Source organism: Thermosynechococcus sp. PKX82, assembly GCF_031583255.1.
Lineage (GTDB): Bacteria > Cyanobacteriota > Cyanobacteriia > Thermosynechococcales > Thermosynechococcaceae > Thermosynechococcus.
The window spans coordinates 2,233,550-2,248,991 of record NZ_CP134169.1 but is presented as its reverse complement, the minus strand read 5'-3'; the positions used below and the strand labels follow the sequence as shown (position 1 = coordinate 2,248,991).

The window sequence follows — 15,442 nt, the reverse complement described above, 5'->3', positions numbered from 1 at the left end:
TGCCAACCCCAACAGGGCTATGTTCAGCAAGATGACTAAGGCGGATGCGATTCTCTGGGCGATCGCCTTTATTACGGGGTGTGTTTTCAGTTTCTTTCAGTGGGGCTGGCTGGGGGTCTTGGCTCTAGGCGGGATGCTTTACAGCGGGCGGCGCTGGGGCGGTAAGGTTTGGCTGCGCCTGCCTTCGAGTCAAAGTTTTGCGATCGCGACCCTCGTTGCCCTTTTGGCAATGGCCTATGTGTGGCTGCGCACCCCCCAGCCGGGGGTGAATGACATTAGCGGTTTAGTGCCGCGTCTTGAGGGGTTGAACCTACCGTCAACGGTGCTCGTCGAGGGGCGTGTTGAAACCACACCACTGCCTAATCGCGCTGGGCGACGACGCTTTTTCCTAGGGGTGGAGCGTTATCACAATCTCAGTCCAGTACCGGCCCAAAGTGGGGTGCTGCAAGGGAGAGCCAGTGGCCGCCTCTATGTGACACTGCCAGCAGCGGCAGGGGCAAAGCTACATCCCAGCCAACGGATCCAGATTTCGGGGCGGCTCTATCTACCTCGTGGGGGGGGCAGTGAGTTTTTTCGTGCCTTTAACTTTCGGCGGCAGCTTCAATTGCAGCACACCTTTGCCGGCTTAGCAGGCAACAAGGTCACGATTTTGGATCAGGGATCACCCTGGGGGTTGTGGGCACTGCGGCAGCGGATTATCCAAGTCCATGCCCAAGGGTTGGGCGATCGCTATGGTGCTGTGGTCTCGGCAATGGTGCTGGGGAACCGCGCGGTGGCCATTCCCTTTGAGGTGCGCGACAGCTTTCGGCGCGTGGGGCTATCCCATGCTCTGGCGACCTCGGGGTTTCACACGGCGATTTTGTTGGCAGTTGTCTTGGCGGTGGCGCGTTTCCTGCCGCAGCAGTGGCGCTATGGTTTGGGGGCTGGGGTCTTGGTGCTCTTTGCCTGTTTGAGTGGGTTTGCCCCCTCAGCAATTCGCGCTGTGTTGATGGGCTTGGCGGGTCTGGTGGCTTTGGTGAATGGTCAAAAGGGGCAACCCCTCGTGATCCTGCTGGCGATCGCCACTGCCATGCTGATCTACAATCCCCTGTGGATTGAGGACATTGGCTTTCAGTTAAGTTTTCTGGCCACATTGGGTCTCATTGTCAGTGCTCAACCGATTAGCGATCGCCTCGATTGGTTGCCAACACCCCTGCGCAACCTTGTCGCGGTGCCCCTCGCGGCCACCCTTTGGGTACTGCCCCTCTCTTTGGCAATCTTCGGTATTTTTCCGGTGTATGGTCTGCTGGCTAATGTCGTTGCCCATCTGCCCCTGGTTCTCTTGACGGTTGGCGGCTTCATCAGTGCAATGGTCGGCCTTCTCGTTCCGCCTGTGGGATCGGCGCTTGCTTGGCTCCTCTACTATCCCACGGCCTTCCTCCTGTGGCTGATTCAAACCATCGGCCAGTGGCCGGGGGCAACGATCGCCCTTGGCAGCTTAGGTTGGCTGCAAGTTGTTGTTCTCTATGGCCTGATTGTCCTTGTGTGGCTGAGTCCTCGCTGGCGGCGCCGCTGGTTTTTGCTGTTTACCTTTGGTGTCACTCTGCTTCTCGTGCCCTTTATTCTGCGCCAAAACACGCTGTTTCAAGCTACGGTTCTCGCCAATACACAGGTGCCGACACTGGTGATTCAGCAACCAGCGGGGACAGTGGTGATCAATGGGGGGGATTCCCAAGGGCTAACGGCTTTCTTGGCTCAAGAGGGCATTAACCGCATTGATTGGGCGGTGGCCAGCGATCGCCAGTACCGTCAACAACAGGGCTGGCGCGACATTCATCGGATCACCCCAATTCGCCAGTTTACGGATGTGCCAACGGCCAAGAGTGATCCTGCCTACCGGGAAATGTTGGCCACCCTCAAGGTGCCCCATCAATCGCTTCCCCTGCGGCAACCCGTTCAACTGGGTCAGGTGAAAATTACTGTCCTGCGGGCGGATCCGGCTATCTTGACCTTGGAGATGGGCAACAGTCAGTGGCTCTTTGTCAGTGATCCCAGTCGCGATGCCGCGCAAACCGATTGGCTGGCCGTGACGCCCGTGGAGCCACCGCAGGTTCTCTGGTGGTGGGGGCGAAAATTGACGCCACGCCTCTTTGAGATTGTCAAGCCACGCAGTGTCATTCTCAGTCGCAATGCCCTTGATCCGGCGATCGCCACCTACCTGAAGCAGAAACAAATTCCCTATTTTGTGGTCGGAGAAGCCCGGGAAGTGCGCTGGCAGGCCGATGGCTCCCTGAAGGCCAATGCCCCTCAAAACGATGGCTTGATTTAGGACTCGCTTTGGCGCAAGCGTAAATGTGCGGTTGCCAATGTTTCTTGGAGTACCTGCTGAATGCGCTGCGGATCGGGAGTTTTGCCCCCCATCACGTCGCCAAAATAGACACAGGCGGCTTCCCCCAAGGCCCAAGTATAGGCCGCCGCCCAAGAGGCAGAGAGCACCGATCCCAAACCTGGAATAAATTTAATCAACTGTTGCCCCACCAACCGCGCCACAAATCCGCCACCAATTGTGGTTAAGATGCCCGCGGCTTGGGAAGGCGAAAGGGTCTGACCGTACAATTGCCCCAGCAGCACCACCATCACCACCTGCACCCCCACAAGGACTGGCATCGTGGCAAAGGGCAAAGGCACTGCCGCCAAGGTTCCCGCCATCACTGCAAAGGGGGCAATGTAGCGCCGCCCCACCTGACGATAGAGGGGAGCTAGTTGATCACTGAGATGGGATTGGGCGATCAGCTCGCGGAGCAGTTGGGCTTCTGCTTTGGGCAGCACTGCCTCTAGGGTTGTAGCAAGGGCCTCAAAGCCATAAAAAACAGGGGTGTAGCCGTCTTCTTCCAACGTAAAGTCAAGGGGAATGACGCGATCGCTAATGTCAGCAAAGCGTTCCTTCAGGCCGGCGATCGCCAAGTTAACCTCAGGAGTGTCTGGCGGGTAGGGGGGATGGTTTTCTTGCTGGGGAGGATACAGCTCGTGCAGACAGGTAATGGCCAAAATAAAGGGAATCTCTGGATGAGCCTTCTTCAGTGCCTTTGCCACTTGGTGCAGGCGATCGCCCGCAAAATCCGTTACCTTGACCGTCAAAATAATCACTCGTGCCCGTTGACTTTGCTGCAACAGGTGATCCAATTCCGCCACCACCTCAGCCGTTTGCGCTGGCGTTTCCCCCAAGCCCACTGTATCCGTGAAGGTGAGCAGTGGCAGTTCAGCTGTGGGATAGTCATAGCGCTGTGTTTGCCGCGTATGGGGACGAAACCCCGCCCCGACAATACTGGCATCGGCACCCGTCATTGCCCGCACAATCGAACTTTTCCCCGATTGAGGTTTGCCAATCAGCAAGACCTCCGTCGCCGGTAACTCCTGCCGTGCCCTAGCCAAGACCTCCGCCAGCGCCGTTGCATCCACCTGAAACCAGCGACTCAGGAACTGCCCATAGGAGCCTAAGAATTTAGGCTTGGGTTTCTCCACGGGCGTCGTCACCGTAGCTGGGGGATTCGCGGTAGATCGCATCCAGTTGGGCACGGGCATCCTCCACACTGAGAGAGCGCATCACCAACAGGGGCTCATCAATCACATGGCCATCGCTATCTAACAGTTCGGGATGGGTCACCCGTGGCGGTGAAAATTGGCGTTGTGATTCAATGCCGAGGGTCAACAAACTGCGAATCAGATTAGCCATGGCCAGTAGTGCCAAGACCGTAAAGGCAACAATATAGATCAACTGCAACATGAAGAGAGCACCTCCAAGCCAAGCGCCGAGAATGGTTTAAGCGTCACAAGATTTGGATAAGCGATAGTGGTGGGCAACCTGCCAGCACTCCATCAAGAGCGTATGCCACTGCATCAGTACCTGTGTATCAACCCCCACTTGGCCGTCCGTTGCCCGAAAGAGGCTTTGGGTAGCAATCACATCGTTGAGAGCCGTCTCCACCCGTTCAAGGAGTGCCTGCTGTTCCGCCACGTTCAAGAAGGGAATCACTTCTGTCTGCAAGAGCGATCGCGATCGCGTGAACCAGTACTGAAAATCTTCGAGTAGCGGCTCCAGCAAGACCTTAAGCAGTTGAGGTTCAGGTAAATTTGAGTGCAGCATAGAGATTGATGAGGGCGACCTACTTCTATCTTAAATCTTAAACTCGTTTACATATTGTTACATTGTTAATCTTTGACTGCATCTTTCCTCGGCGCGATCGTTTGGAAGGAATCGAAGAGACGGTGTACCCTAAAAAAAGACTCAAAAATACTGATCTTGTCCCCATTACATAGTGTGCGCAGGTATGGACATCCGCGACTTTTTTGCCCAAAGTGCTGGCCGCTGGTTTTCCCAACGTACCAGTCATCACTTGGCCTTTAAGCAAACTGAGTCAGGCAAGTCTCAGTTAACCATTGAATTACTGTCTGTGGATGATCCTGCGGTCATTGCCCTGTGTCAGCAATATGACATGGATCCGGCTTGGGCAGTGTGCGGTGCACGGGTCAGTTGGGACGGCACGATGGAATGGGATACCGAAAAGCACGAAGGCTCGACGGTATTGGTGCCGATCATGGATCAGGGGTCACGGATGGAAGGCAAGCTCCTGCGGGAAATGGGCTATGCCGAAAAAGCTCCTGTGGCCGGTCGCTTTAGTATGGGCAGTGATGGTGCTCTGACACTGATTACCGAATACGAAACCATGTACTCTGAGGAGCGACTCTGGTTTGCCAGTCCCAATTTACGCCTGCGCACCAGTATTCTCAAGCGCTTCGGTGGCTTTAGCATGGCCTCCTTTTGCTCAGAAATCCGCCTAGGGGTGACGCAACCCGCCAATTCCTGATGGTCTTTCTCCACGTTGCTATTAACGTCACGGATTTGCAGCGAGCTGCGGCCTTCTATGAAGGGTTGCTAGGTCTTACCCCCGTCGATCGCCCCCTGAAATTCCCCGGCCGCTGGTATCAAATCGGTACGGTGCAAATTCATCTCATCCCAGCAGAGCAGGTGGTCGATCGCTGTCAAGATCAGCGGTGGGGACGTAACCCCCACTTTGCCCTTGGCATAACTGATTTAGCCAGTCTCGAACAACGCCTAGTGGCAGCCCAAATTCCTTTGCAGCGCAGTGCCTCAGGACGAGCCGCAATCTTTGTCGCAGATCCCGATGGCAATCTGATTGAACTCAGTCAAGTGTCCTAGAGTACCAGCTTGGCCGTTCCCAAAAACTGAATGCCCGTTGGCTCAATGGCAAAACGATAGGGCAAAATTTCCACCCCTTGGTTGTAGGCGGCGCGTAAGAGTTGTCCATAGGTGGGATCGGCACTGTCTCCCGGCGCAAAGCGATCGCAATCACCGCGATTAATAAAGTAGACCATACACACACGAGTGTCTGGCTGGGTTTGCCGTAGCCATTGCAGTTCCCGCAGATGCTTTTGACCTCGCATGGTCACCGTATCAGGAAACAGGGCTAACCCCCCTTGCGCCCAAGTGGTATTTTTCACCTCAACATAGGCAGGGGGCTGTTGGGGATGATCCGCCAAGTAAAAGTCAATGCGGCTGCGCTCTTGACCATAGGCCACCTCTCGCTGCTGAGTGCCATACCCAGCTAGTTCCGGTAGGATGCCTGCCGCCAATGCCGAAGCAATCACCCGATTGGGCAAACTCGTATTTACCCCCACCCACGTGCCATCAACGAAAATCATTTCCCACGTATAGGCCAGCTTGCGCTTGGGATCTGCATGGTAGGAGACTTGAACGGGGGCACCCACTTGGCAGATTCCTGTCATCGGCCCTGTATTCGGGCAGTGGGCTGTGATGCGATCGCCAGAGGTCAACTCAATCTCCGCAAAAAATCGCTGATAGCGCCGACAGAGAATTCCTGCTTGGAGCGGTGGATAGTGCCAACACAATGTGGGAGTCACAGGCGACCCATAGAAAGCGCAAGCCTCTATTTTATCCCCAAAAGTAAAATGCCAGCCCCCCTTGGTGATATGGAAGCCAGCATTCTACGGAATATTAAAGGAGATTTAAGGTTAAGGTCTATATGGGCTGACCTCAATTGAATACCCTTATCATGGCATCACTTCTTGGCAGGGCTGGCTTTCCTAATCTTTTCTTTATATTTATGTTACCAAGGTCTGATCTTTCGTTACATGTCTTAGAGTTTCGCAGTATTGTCCTGAAAACTCCCCTGTCCTCATCACAAGAAACGCCCCTAAATCCCGTAGTATTAAGATGTATGTCGCAAATCTTAAAAATTTCTGAGGTATGACCGCCGAAACCCCTGATGTTGCGCCCTTAGATCGGTTTGAGTGCCGTGCCTGCGGCTACATCTATGAACCCTCAAAGGGAGACGAGAATCGCTCGATTCCGCCGGGGACAGCCTTTGCTGATCTCCCCGTGAACTGGCGGTGTCCAGTGTGCAGTGCTCCGAAAAAGCAATTTAGCAACATTGGACCTGTGGGATCCCCCTCAGGCTTCAAGGAAAATCTGAACTACGGCTTGGGTGTGAATCGCCTCACCCCCGGCCAAAAAAATATCCTCATTTTTGGTGGTCTTGCCCTTGCCGTTCTTTTTCTACTGAGTTTCTATAATGTTCGCTAAACAAATTGACAGTTATTGGCAAAAAATGAAAGGAATCAAGTTCCTGCATTGGCTACTGGTGACCGTTTGTATCTGGGTGAGCCTGAGTACCTCTGCCCTTGCCATCCCCGCCTTGGACTACAACCCTTGGGAAGCCATCCAACTACCAACCACTTCAACCATTCTCGATATGAGCTTTATTGACCGTAATCACGGTTGGTTGGTGGGTGCCAATGCCACACTAATGGAAACTCGCGACGGTGGCCAAACGTGGGAACCCCGTACGCTAGTGTTAGATAATCCCGACTATCGCTTCAACAGCGTTAGCTTCCAAGGGAACGAGGGTTGGATTGTCGGTGAGCCACCCATTATGCTGCACACGACCGATGGCGGCCAATCTTGGAACCAAATTCCCCTCGATCCTAAACTACCGGGTGCGCCTCGCTTCGTGAAAGCCCTTGGCAGCGGCGCTGCGGAAATGATGACCGATGTAGGCGCCATTTACCGTACCAAAGACAGCGGCAAAAACTGGCAAGCATTAGTCCAAGAAGCCATTGGGGTCATGCGCAACCTCAACCGTTCGCCCTCTGGTGAGTATGTGGCTGTCTCCTCGCGGGGGAGCTTTTATTCCACGTGGCAGCCGGGACAAACCGCTTGGCAACCCCACAACCGCACGACCTCGCGCCGTGTCCACAATATGGGCTTTACTCCGGATGGTCGGCTCTGGATGATTGTCAATGGCGGTAAAATTGCCTTCTCTGATCCAGACAATTCCGAAAACTGGGGAGAACTGCTGAGTCCCCTGCGTCGCAATAGTGTTGGCTTCCTTGATCTGGCCTATCGCACACCCAATGAAGTATGGCTAGCAGGGGGTGCCGGCGTGCTGCTCTGTAGCCAAGATGGTGGCCAAACGTGGCAGCAGGATGTGGACGTGAAAAAAGTCCCCTCCAACTTTTATAAAATTCTCTTCTTTAGTCCTGATCAAGGGTTCATTATTGGCCAGAAGGGGATCTTGCTGCGGTATGTGACTGACTTGACGGCTGCTTCGGCGTAACGTAGAAAATAACTGCCGAGCATCTGGTAAAGTCTGGTTATGAACTCCAGCAGCACTTCATTCTCCCTCCATGCGGGTAGTTTCTTGCGCAATATCTGGTACTATGGCCTGCCAGCTGCTGACCTCAAGCCGGGTCGCTGCCAAGCCAAGGTGCTTTTAGGGGAACCTATTCTCTTCTGCCGTACCACTTCAGGCAAGCCCTTTGCGCTGCGCAATCTCTGCCCTCACCGTGGCGTTCCCCTGCACTATGGTCACTTTGATGGGGAAGAGGTGGAGTGCCCCTACCACGGCTGGCGCTTCAATGCCCACGGCCACTGTACCCTGATTCCCTCCCTCACCAGTGATAGTGATGTGGATCTCAAGCACTTTGGTGTGTTGAGTTATCCCGTACGCGAGGTGCAGGGCAATCTTTGGATTTTTTTGCCGGCTAATGAGCGCAATGTTAGTGAACCCACTCTAGAGGTTCCCCTTGTGCCCGGATTTAGCGCCGAGACCCAACCCCAAGCGGTGCAAAAATTCATCTTTCCGGGACATCTGGATCAGGTGTTTATTAACTTTATGGATCCCTCCCATGCGCCCTTTGTCCATGGGGCGTGGTGGTGGCGTAAGCGGGGCAAGCTCTTTGAGAAGGCAAAAACCTTTGATCCGTCGCCCTATGGCTTTACCATGCGGCGGCATCCCCTCCTGCGCAAGTCGTGGGCACACCATATTCTGGGCGGCCACCCGGAGGTGGAAATTATCTATCGGCTGCCGGGGATTCGCATCGAAACCAACTATAGCGATCGCCACACCTTTTGCTTTCTGATTACCCTTACCCCCATTAACGATCAGGAGACTGAACTCACCGCCACCTACTACTGGACCTTTCCATGGCTCGCCCCCCTGAAACCCTTACTGGCTCCCTTAGCGCGGGAATTTCTCAACCAAGATTTGCGCATTGTGGCCAAGCAAAGCGAAGGCCTAAAGTACAAGCCACCGTTGACGCTTATCAAGGAGGCCGATTACCAAGCTAAATGGTATTACCAGCTTAAGCGGGAGTACGAGAAAGCCACCCAAGAGGGACGGGAATTTGTCAACCCCTTGAAAACCCAAGTCCTACGCTGGCGCTAAAGGCAGCAGCCCCTCTGGTACGATCAGAGGGTTAGATCCTTCACACTGGCTGTACCTATGCTCCTAGACCTATCGGGAAAACGCGCCCTTGTGACCGGCATTGCCAATAATCGCTCCATTGCTTGGGGGATTGCCCAACAGCTCCATGCAGCAGGTGCTGAACTGGCAGTGACGTATCTTCCCGACGAGCGGGGAAAGCTGAAGCAAAAGGTCGAGGAACTGACAGCCCCCCTTGCCCCCAAGTTGCTCCTGCCGCTAGATGTGCAGCAACCTCAACAAATTGACGAGACCTTTGCGGCGATTCAATCCACATGGGGTGGCTTAGATATTTTGATTCATTGCTTGGCCTTTGCCCAAAAAGAAGATCTCAGTGGTGACTTTTCCGCCGTCTCCCTTGAAGGCTTTAATCTCGCTCTCGACATCAGTGCCTACTCCCTGATCTCTCTCAGCCGTGCCGCTAAACCATTGATGACCAACGGCGGGTCAATCATTACCCTGACTTATTTGGGGGGTGTACGGGTTGTGCCGAACTACAATGTCATGGGGATTGCCAAGGCAGCCCTAGAAATGAATGTGCGCTACCTCGCGGCAGAATTGGGGCCTCAGAAGATCCGTGTCAATGGTATCTCCGCTGGTCCAATTCGCACCTTGGCTTCCTCAGCAGTGGGGGGCATTCTCGACATGATTCACCATGTGGAAGCCACAGCTCCGTTGCGGCGCACGGTGACCCAAACAGAGGTGGGCAACACAGCAGCCTTTCTTGCCAGCGATCTAGCCAGTGGCATCACTGGTCAAATTCTTTATGTGGACGCCGGTTACTGCATCATGGGCATGTAAATAAAAGCCATGCGCTAGAGTAGAGTCAGCGAGTTATTGACGAGGCAAAGCATGGGTTTACTTGATCGTGTCGGCATGGTGATTCGCTCTAATCTCAATGCCATTGTCAGTGCTGCTGAAGATCCAGAAAAAATCCTTGAGCAAACAATTATTGACATGAACGAGGACTTGGTGAAGTTGCGCCAAGCCGTTGCTCAAGCCATTGCTGCTCAGAAACGACTAGAGCAGCAGTACGCCCAAAATCTTAAGGATTCCCAACAGTGGGAAGAGCGGGCACGTCTTGCCCTCAGTAGAGGAGATGAAGCCCTCGCGTTGGAAGCCTTGAACCGTAAGAAAACTGCTGCAGATACCGCTGCCGCCCTTAAAGCCCAAGTGGATCAAATGGCAGTCCAAGTAAAAACCCTTAAGGACAACTTGACCGCCCTTGAAAGCAAAATTTCTGAGGCGAAAACGAAGAAGGAAATGCTCAAAGCGCGTGTCCGGGCAGCCAAAGCCTCTGAGCAGATTCATCAAGCAGTCAGCAAGGTGGGTACCTCCAATGCGATGGCGGCATTTGAGCGTATGGAAGATAAAGTCCTGCAAATGGAAGCCCGCTCCCAAGCGATCGCTGAACTGAGTGGCGATACTCTCGAAAGTAAATTCCAAGCGCTCCAAAGCAGCGCCAACAAACAAGATGTGGAATTTGAACTGCTAGAAATGAAGCGGCAAATGGGCTTATTGCCCGATGCCCCCTCTGCGGGGACACTCCCCCAGACCTCCAGTGGGAGCAGTCAGTTAAATATTAATATCAACGTCTCTACCCCCGAAGTGCAGGACGCGCCACGCCCCAGTGCATCCTCTCAAAGTAAATCTATTGATGACGATATGGCAGAACTCCGCCGCCTACTGGATAGTTAACTCAAATGGGTCGCCTGGGATTCGAACCCAAGACCAATCGGTTAAAAGCCGAGTGCTCTACCGCTGAGCTAGCGACCCACGCTGTTTCGCAGCTTTTCCAGTATAGAGAAAACCACCTTGAAAGACAAGGGGTTAGGGGCAAAGCCAGTGGGGAAATTCACAAAATTGTTCTCGGCTGAGGAGATGGATGCGCGGTTGTGCCTCGGCTTGGGCGCGATCGCCAGCAGTGGTATAGCCCCATGTCGCCAAGAAGAGTTCGGTTTCCCCTAGCGCCGGTGTAGCCGCAACCTGTAACAGTGCCCCAAGGCGATCCTCAACAAACCACAGGGGAGCGCCATAGGTTGACTGCAGCGCCTCAAGAATCACAGGCTTTGGCTGCCGTTGCTCTTTGCCATAGATCGCCGCTGGGGGAAAGGAAATGCCCGCTTGCTCCAGCAAATAGGTAACAAAGCGCTGCTCCTTGGTGGTGACAATGGCGAGGGGTTGACCTTGGGCTTGCCAGCGTTGTAAAGCGGCTATGACACCGTCATAAAAGTCATGGAGTGCTAGCCAGCTTTGCCAGTCCGTTGCAATCCAGCGATCGCGCAGGCCGTCCACTCGTTCTCCCAAATCGGTGGCAGTGAGATGGTAGGTAGCAAGTAGGCGATCGCGCACCTTTGGCCAGTTTTGGAGAATCTCTTGAGTAGAGGTGCCTTCAACAATTGCTCGCAACAGGAGTGGCATTTCCCAACCCACCGTAATCACAGGGCGCAATTGACCAAATTGCCTTTCTAGTTCCTCTAGGGAAAGCGCAAGGGGCTGCTCAGGCCACACCTGCTGATACACCTGCCAACTGGTTTGAAAATATTCCCGCAGGCCATTGCAGAGGACGCCATCAAAATCTAAGGCCAGTAATGAGGGTAATATTTGTGACATTGCTGTCTAAAACCTAACTGGGGCGGGAGGATTCGAACCCCCGAATGGCGGGACCAAAACCCGCTGCCTTACCGCTTGGCGACACCCCATTGCGTTGCTTTGTTAGCATAGCAAGTTTGGCTTGGTTTGTTCAAGGGATGGACTGATTTTTTTCGTGCCTAAATGCTGTAATACAGGGGAAAGGATTTTGCCTCCCGTGGCTTAATAAAGACCTGCTGTTGGGGTTCAAGGCGCAGCTCGTCAAATCGCTCTCGCGATAGGTGTGCCATCAATTCCTGCCCATCGTCTAGGCGCAGTTCCACCTGAATTTCCCAACCCAAGTGAATGATGCGGTGAATGCGAGCTGGGACGGTGTTACCATTGGGACTTGTCTCAATAATGATGTCGCGCGGGCGCAGAAAAATATCGCAGTGGGGGGCTGTGTCTTCGGTGGGCTGAAAAACACGGGAGCGCACGACGTTCACAGGGCCAATAAAGCTCATCACAAAGGGGCTAGCGGGATGGTCGTAAATTTCCGCGGGGGTACCCACCTGCTCCACTTGACCTTTGTTCATGACCACGATTTGATCGGCCACTTCCATGGCTTCCTCTTGGTCGTGGGTCACAAAGACGGTTGTGACGTGGACATCATCGTGGAGGTGGCGTAGCCATGCTCGCAGTTCCTTACGTACCTTGGCATCGAGGGCACCAAAGGGTTCATCCAGCAATAGCACCTTGGGTTCTACGGCAAGGGCACGGGCAAGAGCCACCCGCTGGCGTTGTCCGCCAGAGAGCTGGGAGGGGTAGCGATCGCCCAAGCCAGCCAACTGCACCAACTCGAGCAACTCCTCAACCCGAGCTTTGATCTTGGCACGGGGCACCTTGCGCAGCTCTAGGCCAAAGGCGATATTTTGGCGCACAGTCATGTGCTTAAAAAGGGCATAGTGCTGAAAGACGAAGCCAATATTACGCTCTTGGACACTTTGATAGGTGGCGTCCTTGCCCGTGAGCAGAATCCGGCCAGTGTCGGGCATCTCTAAACCCGCAATCAGCCGCAGTAAGGTTGATTTGCCAGAACCCGAAGGCCCCAACAGCGCCACCAAAGAGCCACTGGCAATATCCAAATCCACCTGCTTGACCGCTTGAAAGGAGCCAAAGGACTTAGAAACGTTTTCAATAGTGATGCCCATAGCACTGCCAGCAATACTCTAGTTTCTCTATAAGATTACCGTAGTTTTGAAGCCCTGTGTCTTTGCCCACAGGGCAAACGCATACTCAGACAATGGCATGGCAACGCACCACCTGTGCCAACCGCTCTACCCCACCGTCAAGACTGAGTAGAATACAGGTGCCGTGGATTGCCCTTGAGGCTCAAAACATATAGCTATTCCAATAAAGAATGAGACATTATCCAGCACAATACTTGCGAATCACCTCATCAATCGAACTGTTTGACCCTGCATACCCCCTCTCATCGATAGACACCACCGTTTCCTCCCCATGGCTCTCTACCCATGTGTTGAGCTGCTGTTGATACGCTTGTCGCTCTTCTTCACACCCTTCTTGGTAACGCATCTGTTTTTTTTGCGGGTGATGCCCATCTGGGCGAGGGCATAACTAATGGTGGAAACTTGGACGCCAAATCGCTGGGCACGGTCGATTAAACGGTCATCGGGATGGGCAGCAACATCGGCTGCTAAGGCCGCCCAATCCAGTTTCCAAGGACGACGGGGGACAACTGTGGGGGCTAAGTCGTCTCGCTTCAGCCAGCGATGGATAGTGGCGCGGCTCACCTGAAAGATTTGAGTCGCTTCACTGATTTTGCCACCTTGCTGGATATAGGAGACAACCCGCTCTCGTCAGTCCAAGCTATAGCTCATGTTCGTGAGTAAGATTCATGACGCTTTGAGTATAGCCTATCCCTCTTGAAAATATCTCACTCCCTTTCGAAATTAATAGGAGCTGATGCAGGTGGTGTGTTCACCTGTTGCTTGAGGCCATCTATTTTTCGCTGAATACTGGAAATAGCAAAAAAGGGGAGTAACGGGATTGACCCCAAAAAGCCGATAACTAAGCAGCTAAAGACCACATCTTGCCACTCGTGTAGAATACCGTTCGCCACCAAAAATAGGGGAATAGCAGTTACACCAAGATACAGAAGAATAAATAGCCCCTGCAAAATCCTTGGCCAGACCCAGTTCCCTAGAGAAATGCCAACCACGATGACAATAATGCCCAGAACCGCCATTTCCCACTCGGTTAGGGTGTCAATATTACGCAAACTCTGAAGCAAAGCATCAAAACTTGGCAAGTCTGGCAACACAGCAATCACTCCAAATCAAAGGGCTACAAAATTTTCCTAGGCACTAGCATACACTCAAGTAAAATGGGGTCAATCAACATTACAAAAATATTTTTGAGACTGCCTTCGATGGCGATCGCATCCCATCAACGATGATCCTGACGCTTGGGGGTGCCAATCTTTAGATTAACTTTTGTTGCGTAGTTAAAATTCTCTGTTCATAAGTCCTGTAAGTGGTGTAAGATTGACAGTGTCCCTCTAACGGCTGCAATTGTGAATTCGCCGCACACCTTCACATTAGGCTTGCGTAAGCTTGGCCTACAAGTCATGACTGAGTGCTCTCCAAATTCATAATTAGCAATTTGTAGGGTTCACTCTAGCAATTAAAATACTGATGAACTGTTGGGAGAAGAGTCTTATGCATCACCCCTGTTTTCTGAGGCTAAAGCTCTACCCAATAAGTTTATTTTTGACTGCTGCCAGTGGTCTATTGCCACTCCTAACGGCTCAGCGCGCCCATGCTCAAACTTCACCTCAAACCAGTAACATCAACGTTCAGGCGACGGTGAAGGCAGCCTGTGTGATTAAGGGTGTTCAGGATATTAACTTTGGCACCTATGATCCCCTCGGTACCCACTACACCCAAGCGCTAGATGCCCAAGGTCAGGTGAGTGTGCAATGCTTACCGGGCACCCAAGCAACCATTCGGCTGAATCAGGGGAGTTATCCTGCTGCTTTGTCCAGTTGTCTTGTACCGCTGCGGCGTATGGCTTCTGGCTCCGCTCGCCTTCCTTATTTTTTGTATCGGGATAGTTCTTACTCCCCTCTTGACATTTGGGGCTGTAACTTCCTGAATGATGTGGACTACAGTGCGACCAATGCTAGCGTCAAAGACATTATCGTGTACGGTCGCATCCCATCGGGTCAAGCTCTTGCACTTTTAGGGACTCTGAATCAACTGACACCGGGTACTTATATCGATACGGTTCAGATTATTGTTTCTTTCTAAAGGAAAGATAAAACCTCCGTGAAATCACGGTAGGCAAGGGGGGGATGCTGTAGTATTGTTACTGCTAGTATGTGTTGCAAGCTCACCGCGAGTTATCCCTAAAGGTTTGCTACATTCAGTATTAGAGTAACATCAAAAATTGGGGTCTAAACTTTTTGCTGTTCTCATAAGGGGGTTTGACGATGACTTTCTCATTCCTGCTCAAACGGATTTTTCTCGGTCTATTTCTTACTGCGGCGGGGGGCGTACTGCCTCTGTTAATGGCACAGGCTGCCAAAGCCCAAACTTCGCCCCAAACCACAAATATCCAAATTCAAGCAAACGTCAACCCAGCCTGCAAAATTACGGGTACTCAAAATATCAACTTTGGTACCTATGATCCATTGGGTGCCCACGCAACAACGCCCTTGGATGCCCAAGGTGAAGTGAGTGTCAAGTGCTTACCTAAGACTCAAGCGACTATTAAGCTGGACGAAGGAAGCAACGCTTCATCGAGCTCTTCTTGTACTGCTCCTCTGCGCCAGATGGCCAATGCGGATGCTCGTCTTCCCTATGGATTATACAAAGATGCTGCGAGAAGTGAAGTTTGGGGCTGTGATCTCAGTAATGCTGTCGAGTACACAGCACCCAATGCATCTCCTGCAAACTTCCCCATCTACGGTCGGATTCTCGCAGCAGATAACTTACCGTCCGGTACTCTAGATCAGCTAAAACCCGGTGCCTATATTGATACGGTTCAAGTCACTGTCTCGTTCTAGC

18 protein-coding genes and 2 tRNA genes are annotated in these 15,442 nt (G+C 52.8%); 10 read left to right on the top strand and 10 right to left on the bottom strand.

From position 1 onward, the window contains the following. Positions 1-31 precede the first annotated feature (31 nt). Positions 32-2,308, top strand: coding sequence for a ComEC/Rec2 family competence protein (locus RHH53_RS11140; RefSeq protein ID WP_310743794.1), 2,277 nt, complete (start codon positions 32-34; stop codon positions 2,306-2,308). Here RHH53_RS11140 and RHH53_RS11135 read toward each other — a convergent pair. From RHH53_RS11135 to RHH53_RS11125, 3 genes are read right to left on the bottom strand one after another with little or no spacing between them, the layout of a single operon-like run. Further along, positions 2,305-3,513 carry a GTPase family protein gene (locus tag RHH53_RS11135; RefSeq protein ID WP_225901573.1) on the bottom strand — a complete coding sequence of 403 codons (1,209 nt, stop codon included), beginning with the start codon at positions 3,511-3,513 and terminating at the stop codon, positions 2,305-2,307. The genes RHH53_RS11140 and RHH53_RS11135 overlap by 4 nt on opposite strands. Next, positions 3,482-3,763 carry a DUF2973 domain-containing protein gene (locus RHH53_RS11130; protein ID WP_149819439.1) on the bottom strand — a complete coding sequence of 94 codons (282 nt, stop codon included), beginning with the start codon at positions 3,761-3,763 and terminating at the stop codon, positions 3,482-3,484. Before RHH53_RS11130 ends, RHH53_RS11135 begins: the two co-directional genes overlap by 32 nt. Positions 3,764-3,799: 36 nt before the next feature. Beyond that, positions 3,800-4,123 (bottom strand): DUF2605 domain-containing protein, encoded by a 324-nt coding sequence (locus RHH53_RS11125; protein ID WP_286625093.1) that lies wholly within the window; start codon positions 4,121-4,123, stop codon positions 3,800-3,802. A 184-nt stretch (positions 4,124-4,307) separates the two neighbouring features. On the opposite strand from RHH53_RS11125, the gene RHH53_RS11120 reads away from it, so the two are divergent. Then, a complete protein-coding gene (locus tag RHH53_RS11120) occupies positions 4,308-4,844 on the top strand; it encodes a phycobiliprotein lyase (RefSeq protein WP_206200202.1) in 537 nt (178 codons plus the stop codon). Continuing rightward, complete coding sequence (locus RHH53_RS11115) at positions 4,844-5,197, top strand: VOC family protein (protein ID WP_206200201.1); 354 nt, start codon at positions 4,844-4,846, stop codon at positions 5,195-5,197. The genes RHH53_RS11120 and RHH53_RS11115 overlap by 1 nt, the downstream gene beginning before the upstream one ends. Here the strand turns inward: RHH53_RS11115 and sfsA are convergent. Further along, complete coding sequence (sfsA, locus tag RHH53_RS11110; protein ID WP_206200200.1) at positions 5,194-5,919, bottom strand: DNA/RNA nuclease SfsA; 726 nt, start codon at positions 5,917-5,919, stop codon at positions 5,194-5,196. The genes RHH53_RS11115 and sfsA overlap by 4 nt on opposite strands. A 346-nt stretch (positions 5,920-6,265) precedes the next feature. On the opposite strand from sfsA, the gene RHH53_RS11105 reads away from it, so the two are divergent. From RHH53_RS11105 to RHH53_RS11085, 5 genes are read left to right on the top strand one after another with little or no spacing between them, the layout of a single operon-like run. Continuing rightward, positions 6,266-6,601: a rubredoxin gene (locus RHH53_RS11105; protein ID WP_149819429.1), complete on the top strand. Its 336-nt coding sequence runs from the start codon at positions 6,266-6,268 to the stop codon at positions 6,599-6,601. Positions 6,602-6,626: 25 nt separating this feature from the next. Next, positions 6,627-7,634, top strand: a complete 1,008-nt coding sequence (locus tag RHH53_RS11100) for a photosynthesis system II assembly factor Ycf48 (protein ID WP_255521456.1) — start codon at positions 6,627-6,629, stop codon at positions 7,632-7,634. 39 nt (positions 7,635-7,673) lie between these two features. After that, positions 7,674-8,744 (top strand): aromatic ring-hydroxylating dioxygenase subunit alpha, encoded by a 1,071-nt coding sequence (locus RHH53_RS11095; RefSeq protein ID WP_206200198.1) that lies wholly within the window; start codon positions 7,674-7,676, stop codon positions 8,742-8,744. A 57-nt stretch (positions 8,745-8,801) separates the two neighbouring features. Further along, positions 8,802-9,581 carry an enoyl-ACP reductase FabI gene (gene fabI / locus RHH53_RS11090; protein ID WP_206200197.1) on the top strand — a complete coding sequence of 260 codons (780 nt, stop codon included), beginning with the start codon at positions 8,802-8,804 and terminating at the stop codon, positions 9,579-9,581. Positions 9,582-9,632: 51 nt separating this feature from the next. Continuing rightward, a complete protein-coding gene (locus RHH53_RS11085) occupies positions 9,633-10,478 on the top strand; it encodes a PspA/IM30 family protein (protein ID WP_206200196.1) in 846 nt (281 codons plus the stop codon). Between the two features lie 6 nt (positions 10,479-10,484). Here the strand turns inward: RHH53_RS11085 and RHH53_RS11080 are convergent. From RHH53_RS11080 to RHH53_RS11055, 6 genes are all read right to left on the bottom strand, one after another. After that, positions 10,485-10,556, bottom strand: a tRNA-Lys gene (locus RHH53_RS11080). 54 nt (positions 10,557-10,610) lie between these two features. Beyond that, the gene (locus RHH53_RS11075; RefSeq protein ID WP_310743793.1) at positions 10,611-11,393 is read right to left on the bottom strand and encodes an HAD family hydrolase; all 783 of its coding nucleotides are present in this window, start codon (positions 11,391-11,393) and stop codon (positions 10,611-10,613) included. A gap of 17 nt (positions 11,394-11,410) precedes the next feature. Next, positions 11,411-11,482: transfer RNA gene (locus RHH53_RS11070), tRNA-Gln, on the bottom strand. Positions 11,483-11,551: 69 nt separating this feature from the next. After that, on the bottom strand, positions 11,552-12,562 hold the full coding sequence (locus tag RHH53_RS11065; protein ID WP_206200194.1) for a sulfate/molybdate ABC transporter ATP-binding protein: 1,011 nt from the start codon (positions 12,560-12,562) through the stop codon (positions 11,552-11,554). Between the two features lie 318 nt (positions 12,563-12,880). Next, positions 12,881-13,192, bottom strand: a complete 312-nt coding sequence (locus RHH53_RS11060; RefSeq protein ID WP_399384605.1) for an IS630 transposase-related protein — start codon at positions 13,190-13,192, stop codon at positions 12,881-12,883. A 116-nt stretch (positions 13,193-13,308) separates the two neighbouring features. Further along, entirely contained in the window at positions 13,309-13,695 is a 387-nt protein-coding gene (locus RHH53_RS11055; protein WP_302678312.1) for a hypothetical protein, read from the bottom strand. Positions 13,696-14,143: 448 nt separating this feature from the next. Here RHH53_RS11055 and RHH53_RS11050 point away from each other — a divergent pair, with 448 nt between their 5' ends. After that, positions 14,144-14,683 carry a spore coat U domain-containing protein gene (locus RHH53_RS11050; protein WP_206200193.1) on the top strand — a complete coding sequence of 180 codons (540 nt, stop codon included), beginning with the start codon at positions 14,144-14,146 and terminating at the stop codon, positions 14,681-14,683. A 182-nt stretch (positions 14,684-14,865) separates the two neighbouring features. Further along, positions 14,866-15,441: a spore coat U domain-containing protein gene (locus RHH53_RS11045; RefSeq protein ID WP_206200192.1), complete on the top strand. Its 576-nt coding sequence runs from the start codon at positions 14,866-14,868 to the stop codon at positions 15,439-15,441. Position 15,442: the final 1 nt, after the last annotated feature.